Origin of the sequence: Paracoccus laeviglucosivorans, from assembly GCF_900182695.1 — a bacterium.
GTDB lineage: Bacteria > Pseudomonadota > Alphaproteobacteria > Rhodobacterales > Rhodobacteraceae > Paracoccus > Paracoccus laeviglucosivorans.
The window spans coordinates 20,486-37,253 of sequence record NZ_FXTK01000007.1 but is presented as its reverse complement, the minus strand read 5'-3'; the positions used below and the strand labels follow the sequence as shown (position 1 = coordinate 37,253).

General features: G+C 63.5%; 15 protein-coding genes. 8 read left to right on the top strand and 7 right to left on the bottom strand.

Features of this window, described 5'->3' with window-relative positions; translation table 11 throughout:
• Positions 1-49: 49 nt before the first annotated feature.
• The 3 genes from FN835_RS09810 to FN835_RS09800 form a co-directional block, all read right to left on the bottom strand.
• On the bottom strand, positions 50-799 hold the full coding sequence (locus FN835_RS09810) for a metallophosphoesterase (RefSeq protein WP_142663043.1): 750 nt from the start codon (positions 797-799) through the stop codon (positions 50-52).
• Between the two features lie 63 nt (positions 800-862).
• Positions 863-2,452 (bottom strand): phosphoglycerate dehydrogenase, encoded by a 1,590-nt coding sequence (gene serA / locus FN835_RS09805; RefSeq protein ID WP_142663042.1) that lies wholly within the window; start codon positions 2,450-2,452, stop codon positions 863-865.
• Between the two features lie 115 nt (positions 2,453-2,567).
• The gene (locus FN835_RS09800) at positions 2,568-3,722 is read right to left on the bottom strand and encodes a phosphoserine transaminase (RefSeq protein ID WP_142663041.1); all 1,155 of its coding nucleotides are present in this window, start codon (positions 3,720-3,722) and stop codon (positions 2,568-2,570) included.
• 190 nt (positions 3,723-3,912) lie between these two features.
• Between FN835_RS09800 and serB the strand changes: the two genes are divergently transcribed.
• From serB to FN835_RS09785, 3 genes are all read left to right on the top strand, one after another.
• The gene (gene serB, locus FN835_RS09795; RefSeq protein ID WP_142663040.1) at positions 3,913-4,788 is read left to right on the top strand and encodes a phosphoserine phosphatase SerB; all 876 of its coding nucleotides are present in this window, start codon (positions 3,913-3,915) and stop codon (positions 4,786-4,788) included.
• Positions 4,789-4,874: 86 nt separating this feature from the next.
• A complete protein-coding gene (locus tag FN835_RS09790) occupies positions 4,875-5,567 on the top strand; it encodes a CDP-alcohol phosphatidyltransferase family protein (RefSeq protein ID WP_142663039.1) in 693 nt (230 codons plus the stop codon).
• A gap of 53 nt (positions 5,568-5,620) precedes the next feature.
• Positions 5,621-7,093, top strand: coding sequence for an ABC transporter substrate-binding protein (locus tag FN835_RS09785; RefSeq protein ID WP_142663038.1), 1,473 nt, complete (start codon positions 5,621-5,623; stop codon positions 7,091-7,093).
• A 51-nt stretch (positions 7,094-7,144) separates the two neighbouring features.
• Here the strand turns inward: FN835_RS09785 and FN835_RS09780 are convergent, their stop codons facing one another.
• From FN835_RS09780 to FN835_RS09770, 3 genes are all read right to left on the bottom strand, one after another.
• Positions 7,145-8,056 carry a lytic transglycosylase domain-containing protein gene (locus FN835_RS09780; protein WP_142663037.1) on the bottom strand — a complete coding sequence of 304 codons (912 nt, stop codon included), beginning with the start codon at positions 8,054-8,056 and terminating at the stop codon, positions 7,145-7,147.
• 81 nt (positions 8,057-8,137) lie between these two features.
• On the bottom strand, positions 8,138-8,620 hold the full coding sequence (locus FN835_RS09775; RefSeq protein ID WP_142663036.1) for a hypothetical protein: 483 nt from the start codon (positions 8,618-8,620) through the stop codon (positions 8,138-8,140).
• A 129-nt stretch (positions 8,621-8,749) separates the two neighbouring features.
• Positions 8,750-9,490: a L,D-transpeptidase gene (locus tag FN835_RS09770; RefSeq protein WP_185958641.1), complete on the bottom strand. Its 741-nt coding sequence runs from the start codon at positions 9,488-9,490 to the stop codon at positions 8,750-8,752.
• A gap of 321 nt (positions 9,491-9,811) precedes the next feature.
• Here FN835_RS09770 and FN835_RS09765 point away from each other — a divergent pair, with 321 nt between their 5' ends.
• Positions 9,812-10,072 carry a GlsB/YeaQ/YmgE family stress response membrane protein gene (locus FN835_RS09765; RefSeq protein ID WP_142663035.1) on the top strand — a complete coding sequence of 87 codons (261 nt, stop codon included), beginning with the start codon at positions 9,812-9,814 and terminating at the stop codon, positions 10,070-10,072.
• A 55-nt stretch (positions 10,073-10,127) separates the two neighbouring features.
• Here the strand turns inward: FN835_RS09765 and FN835_RS09760 are convergent, their stop codons facing one another.
• Positions 10,128-11,429, bottom strand: a complete 1,302-nt coding sequence (locus tag FN835_RS09760) for a D-amino acid dehydrogenase (RefSeq protein ID WP_142663034.1) — start codon at positions 11,427-11,429, stop codon at positions 10,128-10,130.
• A gap of 249 nt (positions 11,430-11,678) precedes the next feature.
• On the opposite strand from FN835_RS09760, the gene FN835_RS09755 reads away from it, so the two are divergent.
• The 4 genes from FN835_RS09755 to FN835_RS09740 all read left to right on the top strand — a co-directional run bounded on the left by FN835_RS09755 (position 11,679) and on the right by FN835_RS09740 (position 16,747).
• Positions 11,679-13,313 carry an MFS transporter gene (locus FN835_RS09755; protein WP_142663033.1) on the top strand — a complete coding sequence of 545 codons (1,635 nt, stop codon included), beginning with the start codon at positions 11,679-11,681 and terminating at the stop codon, positions 13,311-13,313.
• A 64-nt stretch (positions 13,314-13,377) separates the two neighbouring features.
• On the top strand, positions 13,378-14,319 hold the full coding sequence (locus tag FN835_RS09750) for an ABC transporter permease (RefSeq protein ID WP_142663032.1): 942 nt from the start codon (positions 13,378-13,380) through the stop codon (positions 14,317-14,319).
• Positions 14,316-15,128, top strand: a complete 813-nt coding sequence (locus FN835_RS09745; RefSeq protein WP_142663031.1) for an ABC transporter permease — start codon at positions 14,316-14,318, stop codon at positions 15,126-15,128. The genes FN835_RS09750 and FN835_RS09745 overlap by 4 nt, the downstream gene beginning before the upstream one ends.
• Complete coding sequence (locus tag FN835_RS09740; protein WP_142663030.1) at positions 15,125-16,747, top strand: ABC transporter ATP-binding protein; 1,623 nt, start codon at positions 15,125-15,127, stop codon at positions 16,745-16,747. The genes FN835_RS09745 and FN835_RS09740 overlap by 4 nt, the downstream gene beginning before the upstream one ends.
• Positions 16,748-16,768: the final 21 nt, after the last annotated feature.

Below are 16,768 nucleotides of genomic sequence, written 5' to 3'. Positions count from 1 at the left end.
GCTATGCGGGCGCAGGATGCCGCGCCGCAACAGCCGCCGCAAGCAGGGTTCAGCCGACCGCGACCGCTTCGCGCAGGACCGGCGCTCGCCCGTTCTGGGTCAGTTCGTGCAAGCCGTCCTGATCGAACACCACGACGCTTAGCGGACCGCCATAGGCCGCGCCCGTGTCGATGGCCAGACGATTGCCGAAATGCGTCACCCGTTCGACCACGGTATGGCCATGCACGACCAGCGTGCCGTGATTATCGGCATTATCAAGAAAGCCCTTGCGGATCCAAAGCAGGTCATGCTCGGCCTGTTCCTTAAGCGCGACACCGGGCCGCAGCCCGGCATGGACGATCACCGCGCCGTCGATCTGGTGATACAGCGGCAGCGCGTCCAGCCAATCCACATGCGCCCGTGGCACTGCGGCACGCGCATCGGCCAGCACATCGGCATGATGGCGCGTCCCGCGTTCGACCCCGTATGAGGCCAGCGTCGGCCCCGCCCCCAGATTCTGGTGATCCAGCCAATGCAGCCCCGAGGTCAGACCGGGATCCACCCACTCGGGCGTCTGCAGGAAACGCACCAGAAAGCGGTCGTGATTGCCTTTCAGGACGATCCACGGACGCCCTTCAGCCTGCCCGCGCATCAGGTAATCGACCACGCCGCGCGAATCGGGGCCACGGTCGATCAGGTCGCCGACATGAACGATCACCCCCCCGCCGCCATGGGCCGCGTCATCGCGGGCGATCCGGTCATGCACGGCTTTCAGAAGCTCAAGCTGGCCGTGAATGTCGCCGATGGCATAAGTCCGCATGATCGCTCCGCTGCAAGAAAAAAGCCCCCGGAGTGTCACTCCGGGGGCTTGGAAGTGCAAGGATCAGACCTCGAAATTGATCGGGCGAACCTGAAGGAACTTGCCAGTGGCTTTCAGCGCCTCGATCACCTCGGGCTTCAGCTCTTCGTCCAGATACAGGATCGCGATGGCATCATCGCCAGATTTGGTGCGGCCCAGCGTAAAGTTCGCAATGTTCACGCCCAGATCGCCCAGCGTCATCCCCAAAGCGCCGATCACGCCCGGCACGTCGCGGTTGCGGGTGTAAAGCATATACTCGCCAATCTCGGCATCGACATTGATGCCACGGATCTGGATGAAACGCGGCTTGCCATCGCTGAAGACCGTGCCCGCAATCGAACGCTCGCGCGTGTCGGTGACGACGGTGACCTTGACGTAGCCGTCGAACACGCCGGTCTTGGCCTGAGTCGTGGTGGCCTGCTGCACGCCGCGTTCTGTCGCCATGACGGGGGCCGATACCATGTTAACGTCCGGGTTCGTGGCCTTCATCACGCCCGCGATCACGGCAGCGTTCAGCGCCTTCAGGTTCATGTCCGAGGCAACGCCGTCATAAAGCACGTTGATCGCCTTGATCGGCTCATCGGTCATCTGGCCGATGAACGCACCCAGATGGCCTGCCAGCTTGATCCACGGCCCCATGACAGCAGCTTCCTCGGCGGTGACCGAGGGCATGTTCAGCGCGTTCGACACCGCGCCGGTCAGCAGGTAGTCCGACATCTGCTCGGCCACCTGCAGCGCCACGTTCTCCTGCGCCTCGTTGGTCGAGGCACCCAGATGCGGCGTCACGACAACGTTGGGCAGCCCGAACAACGGGCTTTCGGTCGCCGGCTCGGTCGCGAAAACGTCCAGCGCGGCCCCCGCGACATGGCCCGATTGCAGCAATTCGGCCAGCGCGGCTTCGTCGATCAGACCACCGCGCGCAGCGTTCACGATGCGCACGCCCTTCTTGGTCTTCAGCAGGTTTTCGCGCGACAGGATGTTCTTGGTCTTGTCGGTCAGCGGCACGTGCAGGGTGATGAAATCCGCCTTGGCCAGCATCTCGTCCAACTCGACCTTCTTTACGCCAAGTTCGACCGCACGCTCTTCCGACAGGAAGGGGTCATAGGCCAGAACCTTCATCTTCAACCCCAGCGCCCGGTCGATCACGATCGAACCGATATTGCCAGCGCCGATGATGCCCAGCGTCTTGTTGAAGACCTCGACACCCATGAAGCGGTTCTTTTCCCACTTCCCGGCATGGGTCGAAACGCTGGCCTCGGGCAATTGACGCGCCACGGCGAACATCAGCGCGATGGCGTGCTCGGCGGTGGTGACGCTGTTGCCAAAAGGCGTGTTCATCACGATCACGCCTTTCTTCGAGGCGGCGGGAATATCCACGTTATCGACACCGATCCCGGCGCGACCGATGACTTTCAGATTGGTCGCGTTTTCCAGCAGCTTTTCGGTCACCTTGCTGGCCGAACGGATGGCAAGGCCGTCATACTGCCCGATGATCTCGGCCAGCTTCTCCTTGTCCTTGCCGACATCCGGCAGGTAATCCACATCGACGCCACGATCACGAAAGATCTGGACGGCGGTTTCCGAAAGCTTGTCCGAAACAAGAACCTTGGGCATTTCTCAATCCTTTGGATATGCGGGGACGGCGCGGCCAAGGGGCCACGTCCATGTCTTCTCTGTTCCAAAAATACCCCGGGGGTCCGGGGGCAGCGCCCCCGGTCCGGCCGGAAAATCAGGCGTCCACGGCCTGCGCGGCCAGCTCGGCCTCGAAAGCGTATTCGATCCACGGCATCAGCGCTGCGACATCAGATGCCTCGACGGTGGAACCGCACCAGATCCGCAGACCGGCGGGCGCATCGCGATAGGCACCGGCGTCCAGCGCCACGCCTTCCTTCTCCAGCCGCTTGGCGACGGCCTTTGCGAAGGCCGCGCCGTCCTTGATCCGGGCATCGGTGAACTTCAGGCAAACCGAGGTGGTCGAGGCCGTGGCCGGATCCTCGGCCAGATCGGCGATCCAGTCCTTGTCCGCGATGAAATCACGCACAGCAGCCGAATTGGCATCGGCTCGCGCGATCAGCGCCTGACGCCCGCCCAGCGATTGCGCCCATTTCAGCGCGACCAGATAATCTTCGACGCACAGCATCGAGGGGGTGTTGATCGTCTCGCCCTTGAAGATACCTTCGATCAGTTTGCCGCCCTTGGTCATGCGGAAAATCTTGGGCATCGGCCATGCGGGGGTATAGCTCTCCAGCCGCTCGACAGCGCGGGGCGACAGGATCAGGATGCCATGCGCACCTTCGCCACCCAGCACCTTCTGCCAGCTGAAGGTCACCACATCCAGCTTGTCAAACGGCAGTTCCATCGCAAAAGCCGCGCTGGTCGCGTCGCAGATGGTCAGGCCGGCGCGGTCCGCCGGGATCGCGTCGCCATTGGGCAGGCGCACGCCCGAGGTGGTGCCGTTCCACGTGAACACCACGTCATTGTCGAAATCGACCTGCGCGAAATCAACGATCTGGCCATAGGGGGCCTTGCGGACCACAGCGTCCAGCTTCAGCTGTTTCACGACATCCGTGACCCAGCCTTCGCCAAAGCTTTCCCAAGCCAGCATCTCGACCTTGCGGGCACCCAGCAGCGACCAAAGCGCCATCTCGACAGCGCCGGTATCGGATGCGGGGACGATGCCGATGCGGTAATCGGCGGGCACGCCAAGAACTTCACGCGTCAGGTCGATGGCTTCGGCAAGTTTCGACTTGCCCACTGCAGCACGATGCGAGCGGCCCAGGGGCGCATCAGCAAGCATGTCCAGCGAAAAATGGGGGATCTTGGCACAGGGGCCCGAAGAAAAGCGCGGATTGACCGGGCGCGCAGCCGGAGCAGTCATGCTCATTATGTGTAGCCTTCCAGCTAGATAGCGCCGCGTTGGGGCGGCGTGTCCCGCTGACCGCCATAAAGCCCGCCGCAGATTCCCGCAAGAGAAATTTGCAAGGCATGTTTGCGACAATCGCGCGGGACAAATCCGCCCGATTGAACCCCTGCCCCGCAACGGCTAATCCTGCGCCAACCCAGCAGGAGCCGCCATGTTCACCGTTACCATCCTTGCCGCCCCGACCCGCGCCGATCTGGCGCCCTCGCTGATCGAAACGCTGCGGCAGGGCTGGAATGGCGGCCATGTGATCGAGCTGGCCCCCGGCATCGCCGCCGAATTCCCGCTTCAGGCCGAGCCCGCGGATTTCTGGCAGGTCTGGGCCGATCTGCAGGCCAGGGGTTTCGATCTGGTGATCCAGCCCACACAGGGCCGCCGCAAGTCGATCCTGCTGGCCGACATGGATTCGACCATGATCAATCAGGAATGCATCGACGAACTGGCCGATTTCGCGGGCGTCGGCGAACGTGTCGCTGCCATCACCGCCCAGGCCATGAACGGGGAACTGAATTTCCACGAAGCGCTGGTCGCCCGCGTCGGCCTGCTATCCGGTCTGGCCGAATCGGTGATCGAGCAAGTGCTGGACAGCCGCATCACGCTGGCCGCAGGTGGTCGCCAGCTGGTCGCGACCATGCGGGCGCAGGGCGGTTATGCGGCGCTGGTCTCGGGCGGGTTCACGGTCTTTACCGGCCCGGTCTCGACGGCGCTGGGTTTTGACGAACACCGCGCCAACACGCTGCTGGCCGATCAGGGCGTCCTGACCGGCCATGTCGCCCTGCCCGTTCTGGGCCGCGAGGCGAAGGTCGATGCGCTGAACGAAATCAGCGCGGCGCGCGGGCTGACGCCTGCCGATGTGCTGGCCGTGGGCGACGGCGCGAATGATCTGGGAATGCTGCAACTGGCGGGCACGGGCGTGGCGCTGCACGCAAAGCCGGTCGTTGCCGAACAGGTCAGCGTGCGGATCAACCACGGCGATCTGACTGCGCTGCTTTACCTGCAAGGTTATGCTGCCGAAGAATTCGTCGCCTGACCCAAGACCACAGCGTTCAGCGAAATTCCTTGCGAGACGCGCCCGAAAACTTGCGATTGAGACCGTTAGATGACAGAACCCGAGGCATGACCCTGCGTTTCAAAGCCTTGACCGTCCATCTTCTGACCGCCACCGGCGCGGTCCTGTCGATGCTTGCCCTGCTGGCAGCGGCGAATGCCGAATGGTCGCAGATGTTTCTATGGCTCGTGATCGCGCTGATCGTGGATGGCGTCGATGGGCCGCTGGCCCGTCGCTATCAGGTCAAGGTCAACTGGCCGACCTATGACGGGATCCTGATGGATCTCATCATCGATTATCTGACCTATGTGTTCATTCCGGCCTATGCGCTGTTCATGTCGGGGCTGCTGCCCGGCTGGACCGGCTGGATCGCAATCATCGCCATCACCTATGGCAGCGTGATCTATTTCTCGGACACGCGGATGAAGACCAAGGACAATTCCTTTGCGGGCTTTCCGGCCTGCTGGAACATGGTCGTTTTGGTGCTGTTCGCGCTGAAACCCAGCTTCTGGGTCATCCTGCTGATCGTGGTAGCGCTGACCGTCGCCATGTTCACCAATGTGAAATTCGTCCACCCCGTCCGCACCGAACGCTGGCGCTGGATTTCGCTGCCCATGTGCGGCGCCTGGGTGGTGTTCGCGGTCTGGGCCGTCATCGTCGATTTCCACCCCGAAAGTTTCGCGCGCTGGGGCCTGCTGATCTCCTCGGTCTGGCTGCTTTGCGCGGGTTTTGTCCAGGAACTGACCGAGAAGCGGGCTTGATCGGCGCGCCGATTGCCTGAAATCTGAACCCCCGAATGCCCCGGAGGACGCGGATGTTTGCAAAACTGATGCAGGCGGCGGCGCTGGCAGGCTGCCTTGCAGGCCCCGCCATCGCCCAGCAGGACCAGATCACGCTGGGCATGGTGCTGGAACCGCCATCGCTGGACCCCACCGGCGGCACGGCAGCCGCGATAGATGAAATCACCTATGCCAATATCTTCGAGGGCCTGACCCGCATCGGCCCCGACGGCAGCGTGCTGCCGGGGCTGGCCGCAAGCTGGGAGGCGCAGGACGACGGCAAGACCTATGTCTTTCACCTGCGCCCGGATGTCACCTTTCACGATGGCAGCGCGTTCGACGCGCAAGACGTGATCTTTTCGCTGGACCGGGCACGCGCGCCAGACAGCACAAATGCGCAGAAATCGCTGTTTGCAGGCATCGCCTCGGTTCAGGCGCCCGATCCGCTGACCGTGCGTGTCACGCTGAATGCCCCCGATGGCAGCTTTCCCTTCAAGATGGCATGGGGGGATGCGGTGATCGTGGATCAGGCCAACATTCCCCAGATCGCGACCCATCCCATCGGCACTGGCCCGTTCCGGTTCCAGCAATGGGTGCAGGGCGATCACGTCACGCTGGCCGCCTATGACGGCTATTGGGGCGAAAAACCGGCGCTCAGGACCGCGACATTCCGTTTCATCCCCGATCCCTCTGCGGCTTTCGCTGCGATGATGGCGGGCGATGTCGATGCTTTCCCGATCTATCCCGCCCCTGAAACCCTGCCCCAGCTTCAGGTCGATCCCCGGTTCAAGGTGCTGGTCGGCACGACCGAGGGCGAGACGATCATCGCCATGAACCATTCCCACCCGCCCTTGGACAATATCAAGGTGCGTCAGGCGATTGCCCATGCGATCAACCGGCAGGAAATCATCGACGGCGCGATGTTCGGCTATGGCACGCCCATCGGCTCGCATTTCCCGCCGCACAACCCCGATTACATCGACCTGACCGCGCAATCGAACTACGATCCCGAACTGTCCAAACGCCTGCTGGCCGAGGCCGGCGCGACAGACCTGACCCTGCGCCTTGCGCTGCCGCCGCCGCCCTATGCCCGCCGCGGGGGCGAGATCGTGGCGGCCCAGCTGCGCGCCGTTGGCATCAAGACGCAGATCACCAATGTCGAATGGGCGCAGTGGCTGGGGCCGATCTTTCAGAATGCCGATTACGACCTGACCATCATCAGCCATGTCGAGCCGATGGATCTCGGCATCTATGCCCGGCCCGATTATTACTTTAAATACCAGAACCCCGCGTTCAATCAGGTCATGGCCCAGCTCGATGCCGCGACCCAGCCCGCTGAACGCTCAGAGCTGCTGAAACAGGCGCAAAAGCTGCTGGCCGACGACTACACCAATATCTTCCTGTTCCAGCTTGCGAAAACCGGGGTCGCCAAGGCCCAGATCGAAGGTCTGTGGGAAAACACCCCCATGCCCGCCAACGATCTCAGCCATGTGCGCTGGACCCCATAGCTTCTTAGTTCTTCAAATACCCATGCGGCGCTGCTCGCGGGCGGTGTCGCATCAGTTCTTAAGAACGATGCAGCGCCCGCCAAAGCTGCGCAGCCGCGAACAGAATGCATAGGCCTCGGATTTCGAGGAATAGCCGATCTGCGCGGTATAGACGCGCCGCGCGCTGCCGCCGACCTTGCGCCGCACATAGCTGACCCTTTTGCCGCCAAGAATCGGGCGCAGCGACTTGTTCAGGCGCGACACCTGACTGGTCACGCCCGATTGGCTGGGATGGGTGGCCACAATCACACCCCAAGGCCATGCGTGATCCGGCGTCTTGAACTCGCGCAGCTTTCGGTTTCCGGCCAGTTCGACACAGGCGGCGCGGAACGGGCGTTCCTTGTCCAGCCGCAGATCGGGGCTGGATCCGGGTTTGTCGCGCCAGTTCCATGCCGTCAGGCCGGTGATGGCCTGCACGTAATCCTGTGTCTCCCAAGGCAGATTGCCGCCATCCGCAATGAAACGCGCCGCCCGGTTTTCTCCGCCGTTATAGGCGACGGCGGCAAGGCCCACATTGCCCAGCCCGTCCGATAGCTGCTTCAGATAACGGGCCGAGGCGGCGATGGCCTTGGCCGGATTGAAAGGATCGTCCAGCCCGACGATCTCGGCAGTGCCCGGCATGAACTGCGCGATGCCCATAGCACCGACCGGACTGACCGCACCCGCCTCGAACAGGCTTTCCTTCCACAAAAGCCGGGCAAAGAAATGCGGGTCCAGCCCATTATGGGATGCCGCCTGTTCGATCGCCGCGCAGACATCGGGAACATAGTTGGAAACCGAGATACAATAACGCGCATCATCCGTGCAGCGCGTCTTGGCCGAGGCGCGGGGCGCCGCCACGCCATGGACCGCATCCACCGCTTCGTAAGCCGGGGCGCTTGCAGGGGCCAGCGCGGCAAGAAAGGCAAGAACCAGTCGGCGCATCGTAAATCCCGGAAGGGTCAACGCCCTTCCGATAGCAAGATTGTCCGGGCTTGGAAACTGCCCTGAAGGGCAAGCTGCGCCTTAGTGCGTCTTGTCGCCACCGGGCTTGGCGGGCTTGGCGGCGGGTTTGGGCTTTTTCGCGGGCTTTTCTGCCAGTCGCGCGGCCTTGCGTTCGGCCTTTTCGGCGGCCTCAGCGCCTTTGCGTTCGGCCTTTTCGGCCTCTTTGACGCGCTTCTTTTCGGCCTTTTCGGCGGCCTTGCGGCGCTTGTCCTCGGCCTTGTCTTCCTTGGTCGGGGCGGGTTCCGGCTCGATGGTGGCTGCCGGCTCATTGGCTTCGGCCAGGGCGGCGGCGGTCTGGCGGCTGCGCTTTTCGGCGGCGGCACGGCGGATTGCCTGCGCCAGCACCTTTTGCATTTCCAGTTCCTGCTCGCTGGCCTTCATGGCACGCAGATCGCGCAGCAATCCGTTCAGCCCCCTGACGTCCAGCAGGCGAAGTGCTGCGGGCTGGGTCTGTTCGATCATCCCGTTCAGATCGGCAGAGGTCTTGTCGGGTTGAACGGCCATTTTCGCTGCTCCTGTCAATTGCATCGGCGCGCGGCGAAAATGCCATGCCCAAAGGCGCGCCACCAGAAGAAAACGCCCCGGCGGATGGCCGGGGCGCATGATCTTTGTTCGTTCAGCCGATCCGGCGGCTTACTGGGCGGCGACCGTTGCGGTGCCGCCTGCGGGCTCCAGATAGCCATCGGGCGTCTGGACCAGCGGCCCTTCCAGTTGCAGGCTTTCGGCCTGCGTGCGGACCTTGACGCGGGTGCCGTTCGGGATTTCGTTGAACAGATCCATGATGTCCTGGTTGAACAGGCGGATACAGCCAGCCGAGGTGGCCTTGCCGACCGAGGACGGGTCCATCGTGCCGTGGATGCGATACATCGTGTCGCGGCCACCCTTGTAAAGATACAGCGCGCGCGAACCCAGCGGGTTATCGACGCCACCGGCCAGACCGTTTCTTAGCGGGCCATACAGATCGGGCATGGTGCGGACCATATTGGCGGTCGGCGTCCAGCTGGGCCAGGCCTGTTTGCGGTTGATGGTCGCATTGCCCTGGAAGTTCTTGCCAGCTTGCCCCACGGCCACGCCGTAACGCATCGCTTCGCCGGGGGCGATGACGTGGTAAAGGAAGCGGGCATAGGGATCGACGATGACCGTCCCCACGTCTTCGGGCCCGTTATAGGCCACGCGCTGGCGCGTGTTGCGTTCGTTCAGATAGGCCTTGCGAACGGCATGGATTTCGATCGGCTCGCCATTCGGGCCGGAATCGGTGCGCGCACCATAGACCCCAAGATCGGCCGAGGCGGGCGGCGGGTTGGAGGCGGGCGGTGTGGGCGAGCAGGCAGCAAGACCCAGACCCATCGCCAGCATCAGCGAAGCAAATCGCATCGGATTTTCCCCTTCGTAACGCGGTCGCAAGTCAGGCGCAGGCGACCGTGGCAGCGGTTCGTTTTCGACAAATCGGACCGGGGACCGAGCAGCAGCCCCCACGATTCGGATGCTTACAGAAGCGCCTTGCGCAGCGCGGGCGTCAAGGACAACCCTTTGTGAACGCGCGATTTGCTGGACACCTGTTGCCGATTCGCTTGCAAATATGCGCTTCGCGGGGATTTTTGCGCAAGCGGGGAACCGCCGTCGCCAAAGCGGGTTTTACGACCAAGGTCCAAGCAGATGCGATCCCGCATCGCGGCACTTCAAAAGGAGATCGCCATGACCGTAACCGCACTTATCATCACGCTTATCATCGGCGCCATCGCCGGCTGGCTGGCCGGCATGATCGTCAAAGGGCACGGTCAGGGTCTGCTGACCAATATCGTCGTGGGCATCGTCGGTGCCCTGATCGCCAGTTTCCTGTTCCCCGCCATGGGTCTTGGCATGGGAATGGCCAGCCCGATCCTCGGCTCGATCATCTTTGCGACCATCGGCGCGGTGATCCTGCTGGTCATCCTGCGGCTGATCCAGCGCGCCTGAAGCGCCCGGCTGTCCCCTGCCCCAGCGGTCGGGGACAGCCCATGTCCGGCAAGGCTTAAGCCCGCGCCGGTTCCAGCTTGGGCGAAAGCCGCGCCTTGGCCCCTTTGATGTAACGGGCATATCCCAGATCGTCGGACTGGATGTCCGGGCTGCGCCCCGAGATCAGATCGGCAAGCACCCGGCCCGAGCCAGCAGCCATGGTCCAGCCCAGCGTGCCGTGGCCAGTGTTCAGAAACAGGTTCGCAATCGGCGTCGCCCCGACGATGGGCGTGCCATCGGGCGTCATCGGGCGCAGGCCGGTCCAGAACGCGGCCTTGGCCGGATCACCCGCACCGCCGAACAGATCCGTCACCGATTTCGCCAGCGTCGCGCGGCGACGATCATTCAGGCTTAGGTCATAGCCTGCAATCTCGGCCAAACCGCCCACGCGGATGCGGTCGCCCAGACGGGTAATCGCGACCTTGTAGGTTTCATCCATCACCGTCGAAACAGGGGCCCGGCTTTCATCCTCGATCGGAATGGTCAGCGAATAGCCTTTCAGCGGATAGATCGGCAGCCTCAGGCCCAGATGCCGGACCAGCTGTGGCGAATGCGGCCCCATGGCCAGCACATAGCGGTCGGCGGTGATGCGGCCCTGATCGGTGACGACGGCGGTGATGCGGCCTCCATCGACCTCAAGCCCCTGCACGGTCACACCCCAGCGGAAGGCAACGCCCAGACCGGCGGCCATCTCGGCCAGCCGGTCGGTGAATTTGAAGCAATCGCCCGTCTCGTCGCCCGGCAGGCGCAGGCCGCCCACGATCTGATCGGCGGATCCGGCCAGCCCCGGTTCCGCGGCCACGCAGCCCGCGCGGTCCAGCACCTCGAACGGGACGCCATCGGCGCGCAGCACCTCGATGTCCTTGCCCGCACCGTCCAGCTGTTCCTGCTTGCGAAACACCTGCAGCGTGCCCTGCGTGCGTTCATCATATTCGATGCCGGTTTCTACCCGCAGGGTGCCAAGGCAGTCGCGGCTGTATTCCGCGATCCGCACCATGCGGCTTTTGTTCACGGCATAGGCGTCATGGGTGCAGTTTGCCAGCATCTGCGCCAGCCAGCCCAACCGATGTCGGTCAAGACGCGGTTGCAAAACCAGTGGCGCATGGCGCTGGAACATCCATTTCATCGCCTTCAGCGGAATGCCCGGTGCCGCCCAAGGCGATGAATAGCCAGGAGAAATCTCTCCGGCATTGGCAAAGCTCGTTTCCAGCGCGGGTCCGGTCTGGCGGTCGATGACCGTCACCTCATGCCCCGCCTTGGCCAGATACCAGGCCGAGGTGACGCCGATAACGCCTGCGCCAAGAACAACGATCTTCATCCGCGACACCCCTATTCATTCGGAATTTACGGGATGATACGGGATGATGCGGAAATGAATTTGCGAATATGGCCGCGGTTTCGGCCATTCGCGCAAGGATTAACCGGAAATGTGTCAACTTTAAAAAGCTTCTTCGGTCATTTTGCAAATGCCCGAAATATATGCCCGCATGGCCCGTGAATCGGGCAGAGGTTGCCCCTGCCCCGCACCCTGCCTAAGGTTGGCGCCAAGAGCCTTGGTGGAAGATTCATGCCAGCAGCAGCCCGCAAAAGCGCCCTCGCCCCGTTTCGTCATCTTGATTTCCGGCTGCTTTGGTCCGCCACGCTGATCTCGAATTTCGGGGGGTTGGTGCAATCGGTCGGCGCGGCGTGGATGATGACGCAGCTGACCGACAGCGCGACGCTGATCGCATTGGTGCAGGCATCGAACACCTTGCCGATCATGCTGTTTGCGCTGGCATCGGGCGCACTGGCGGACAATTTCGACCGCCGCACGCTGCTGCTGGGCGCACAGTTCTTCATGGCTGCGGTGTCTCTGGTTTTGGCCGTCCTGACATGGCAGGGCTGGATGACGCCGCTGTTGCTTTTGTCGCTGACCTTCCTGATCGGCACCGGGCAGGCGCTATACAACCCGCCCTGGCAAGCCAGCATGGGCGATCTGGTCCCGCGTGAGGATTTGCCCGCAGCGGTCACCATGAACTCGGTCGGGTTCAACCTGATGCGCAGCGTCGGACCTGCGGCGGGCGGTATCATCACTGCGGCATTCGGGGCGGCGGCCGCCTTTGCTGTCAACGCCTGCAGCTATATCCCGCTGCTGGCCGCGTTGCTGCGCTGGCATCCCAAGACCCCGGCCCGGCTGACCTCGCGCGAGCCGTTCGTGTCGGCGGTGGGCGCGGGGCTGCGATATGTGGCGCTGTCGCCCAATCTGGTGCGTGTGCTGACCCGTGGGGCGTTGTTCGGCTTTTCGGCCATCGCGATTCTGGCGCTGCTGCCGCTGGTCGCCAAATCCCACCCCGAGGGGGGATCCCTGTTGTTCGGGCTGCTGCTGGGTTGCTATGGCCTTGGCGCGATTTCGGGCGCGATCATCAACCCACGCATCCGCGACAGGCTGGACAACGAAAACATCGTGCGCATCGCGTTTTGCGGCTTTGCTTTGGCGGCGCTGGTTCTGGCCTTCACCGAGCCGGTCTGGCTGCACGCGCTGGCCATGCTGCCTGCGGGTGCAAGCTGGGTGCTGGCGCTGTCGCTGTTCAACGTCTCGGTCCAGCTATCGACGCCGCGTTGGGTCGTGGCACGCGCCTTGGCGCTTTATCAGACCGCGACATTCGGCGGAATGGCGATCGGCAGCTGGGTCTGGGGCATGATCGCGTCGGATTACGGCATCGACGCGGCGCTTGCCTGTGCGGCAGTGCCACTGATCATGGGCACCGTCCTTGGACATTGGCTGCGTGTGCCCGAATTCGGCACGCTGGATCTGGACCCGGTGAACCGCTTCCGCGAACCGGAACTGAAGATTGATCTGCGCGGTCGCTCGGGTCCGCTGATGATCATGATCGACTACAAGATCGATCAAAGTGACGTGCCGGAATTCCTGCGCCTGATGGCGGTGCGGCGTGAAATCAGACGTCGCGACGGGGCGCGGAACTGGGCCCTGCTGCGCGATCTGGAGCACCCCGAGCTTTGGTCGGAAAGCTATCACATCGCGACATGGGACGAATACGTGCGCCACAACCTGCGCCGCACCAAGGCCGATTTCGAAAGCTATGAGGAATTGCACAAGCTGCACCGGGGCGAAAAACCTCCGGTTGTGCATCGGATGATCGAACGTCACACGGTGGATGCAAGCGACGATCTTCCATTGGTCGGAAAGCTGGAATTGCCGTGAAATACAGTCGTCGCAGCAAAGTGAACGGCTTTACCGAATCCGGTGCCGCGTCTAGCGTGCGGCCATGCGCAGCTACCTGATCCGCCGCCTGATTGCCCTGGGCCTCAGCCTTGCTGTGGCCTCGGTGGTGATTTTCGCGGTGGTCGAGCTGGTGCCGGGCGATCCGGCCAGTTTCATGCTGGGCACCGGTGCGCAGCCAGATACGCTGGCCGCGCTGCGCCAGCAGCTTGGATTGGATCAGCCCTGGCCCCTGCGCTATGCGGCGTGGCTGGGGGGCGTGCTGACCGGCGATCTGGGGCAAAGCCTCACCTATCGCACCCCAGTCGCAGGCATGATCCTTGATCGGTTGCAGGTGTCGCTGCCGTTGGCGCTGATGGCGCTGGCGCTGGCCGTCGCGCTGGCTTTGCCCATCGGCATGTTCGCCGCCGCCCGTCGCGGGCGCGCAGGCGACACGGCCCTGATGGGCGCCACCCAGATCGGGGTGTCGCTGCCGAATTTCTGGTTCGCCATGCTGCTGGTCCTGCTATTTGCGGTGAACCTGCGATGGCTGCCAGCTGGCGGGTTTCCGGGTTGGTCCAATCCGCTGGCCGCGCTGAAATCGCTGATCCTACCCGCCATCGCGCTGGCCTTACCGCAGGCGGCGATCCTTGCCCGCGTCCTGCGCTCGGCCCTGGTCGAGACGCTGGGACAGGATTACATCCGCACCGCAAGGGCCAAAGGTCTTAGCGCGGGCCAAGCACTGCGTCGCCACGCGTTGCGCAATGCGCTGATCCCGGTCCTGACCATCGTGGGGATGCAGTTTTCCTTTTTGCTGGCCGGGGCGATCATCGTCGAAAACGTCTTCTATCTGCCCGGCCTGGGAAGGCTGATCTTTCAGGCCATCACCCAGCGCGACCTGATCGTCGTGCAAAGCGCGGTGCTGGTCATGGTCGCTGCGGTGATCATCGTCACTTTCCTTGTCGATCTGGCCTATGCCGCCGTCGATCCAAGGCTGCGCCACGCATGAAGGTATCGCTGATCCTTGGCGCGTTTCTGGCCGGTCTGGCGCTGCTTGCGGCGGGGCTGAGCTTTCTTTGGACGCCCGGCGACGTGACCCAGCTTGCCATTGCCGAAAAGCTGCAACCACCTTCGGCGGCGCATTGGCTGGGGACGGACCATCTGGGGCGCGATCTTTTGTCGATGATCATGGTCGGCGCACGCACCTCGATCGCGGTCGCATTGGTCGCGGTGGGGATCGGCATGGGGATCGGCGTGCCCTTGGGGCTGACCGCCGCCACATGGCCCGAAAGCTGGGTCGATCAGATCATCATGCGCGGCAATGATCTGATCTTTGCCTTTCCCAGCCTTGTCATCGCCATCCTGATCACGGCGGTGCTGGGACCGTCGGCGCTGAACGCGATCATCGCCATCGGCATCTTCAACATCCCGGTTTTCGCACGGGTCACGCGCGGCTCGGCTTTGCCGATCTGGGTCCTGGATTACATCCGCGCCGCGCGGGTCGCGGGCAAGGGCCGGGCGCTGATCAGCCTGCAGCATGTCCTGCCAAATATCGGCAATGTTCTGATCGTGCAGGCCACGATCCAGTTCAGCCTTGGCATTCTGGCCGAGGCGGGGCTGTCCTATGTCGGGCTTGGCGCGCAGCCGCCCACCCCAAGCTGGGGCCGGATGCTGGCCGAGGCGCAGACGATGATCGGCATCGCGCCGCATGTCGCCATCGTGCCGGGGCTTGTCATCGTGCTGACGGTTCTGGGGCTTAACCTGCTGGGCGACGGGCTGCGCGACAGCCTTGACCCCCGGCTGCGCGGTGCCCGATGATCCAGATTTCCGAATTGAGCGTCGGGCTTGGTGACGCCAATTTGCTGCATGACGTGAAGCTGGACCTGTCGCCCGGCCAGATCACCGCGCTGGTCGGTGAAAGCGGCTCGGGCAAGTCGCTGACAGCGCTGGCGATCATCGGACTTCTGCCCCCCGCGATGCGCGCCGATGGCCGGATCCAGCTGGACGGCGAAAACCTGCTGGAACTGCCCGAGACGCAGATGTGCCGCATCCGCGGCAAGCGCATCGCGATGGTCTTTCAGGAACCGATGACGGCGCTGAACCCGCTGATGCCCATCGGCGATCAGGTGGCCGAGGCGCTGCGTCTGCATCACAACATGGACCGCGACGCGGCGCGGGCGGTTGCCCGCGAAAGGCTGGACCGCGTGGGCCTGTCCGGGCCGCGCTTTCCGCTGACGCTGTTTCCGCATGAACTGTCGGGCGGTCAGCGTCAGCGCGTGGCAATCGCGCTGGCCATCGCCCAACAGCCCGACCTGCTGATCGCGGATGAGCCGACAACGGCGCTGGACGTGACGACGCAAAAGCAGATCCTTGATCTGCTGACCGGGCTGGTCCGCGACGAAGGCATGTCGCTGCTGCTGATCACCCACGATCTTGCGGTGGTGGCCGACATGGCCGATCAGGTCGCGGTCATGCAGCGCGGCCAGATCGTCGAGACGGGCACGCCGATCGACATCCTGACGGCCCCGCAGCATCCCTATACCCGCGACCTGCTGGCCGCGACGATGCATCAGCCGCGGCTGGTCCTGTCCCCGCCCGATGCGCCCGTCCTGCTGGAGGTGCGCAATGTCGTGCGGGACTATCCCCTGCCCCGCCCCGATGCGGGCGGCACGCATTTCCGCGCTGTGGATGATGTCAGCCTGATCATCCGCGAACGCGAGGCGGTGGGTCTGGTCGGCGAATCCGGCTGCGGTAAATCCACGCTGACCCGCGCCATCCTTGGGCTGGATGCCATACAGGGCGGCACGATCCGTCTGGCCGGACAGGAAATCCATGCCGGGCAGACCATGCCCAAGCCGCTGCGCGCGCAGATGCAGATCGTGTTTCAGGATCCCTATGGCAGCTTTGACCCTCGCTGGCGGATCGAGCGCGTCGTCGCCGAGCCGTTCCACCTGATCGGTCGCCCCAAGGACTGGCGCGACCGCGTGGCCGAAGCCCTGTTCGACGTCGGCATCACCGGCGATGCAATGCGGCGTCATGTGCATGAGTTTTCGGGCGGTCAAAGGCAACGCATCGCATTGGCCCGCGCCATGATCATACGCCCGTCGCTGATCGTGCTGGACGAAGCAGTCAGCGCGCTGGACGTTCAGGTGCGCACTCAGGTGCTGGACCTGCTGGCGCGGTTACGGGTCAAGCACGGCCTGTCCTATCTGTTCGTCAGCCATGACCTGTCGGTCGTGCGTCAGATCACCGACCGCGTGCTGATCATGTGTCAGGGCAAGATCGTCGAGGAAGGTGCGACGGCCGATGTGATGACCGATCCGGCGCACCCCTATACGAAAAGCCTGCTCGACGCGACGCCGCGTTTGCCCGATACGCTGCATCCGCCTGCTCACAACTTGGTCAGCCGCCTTGCCGATACAGGGGCAAGGCACTAACTGCGGAACGCCTGCAGAGCG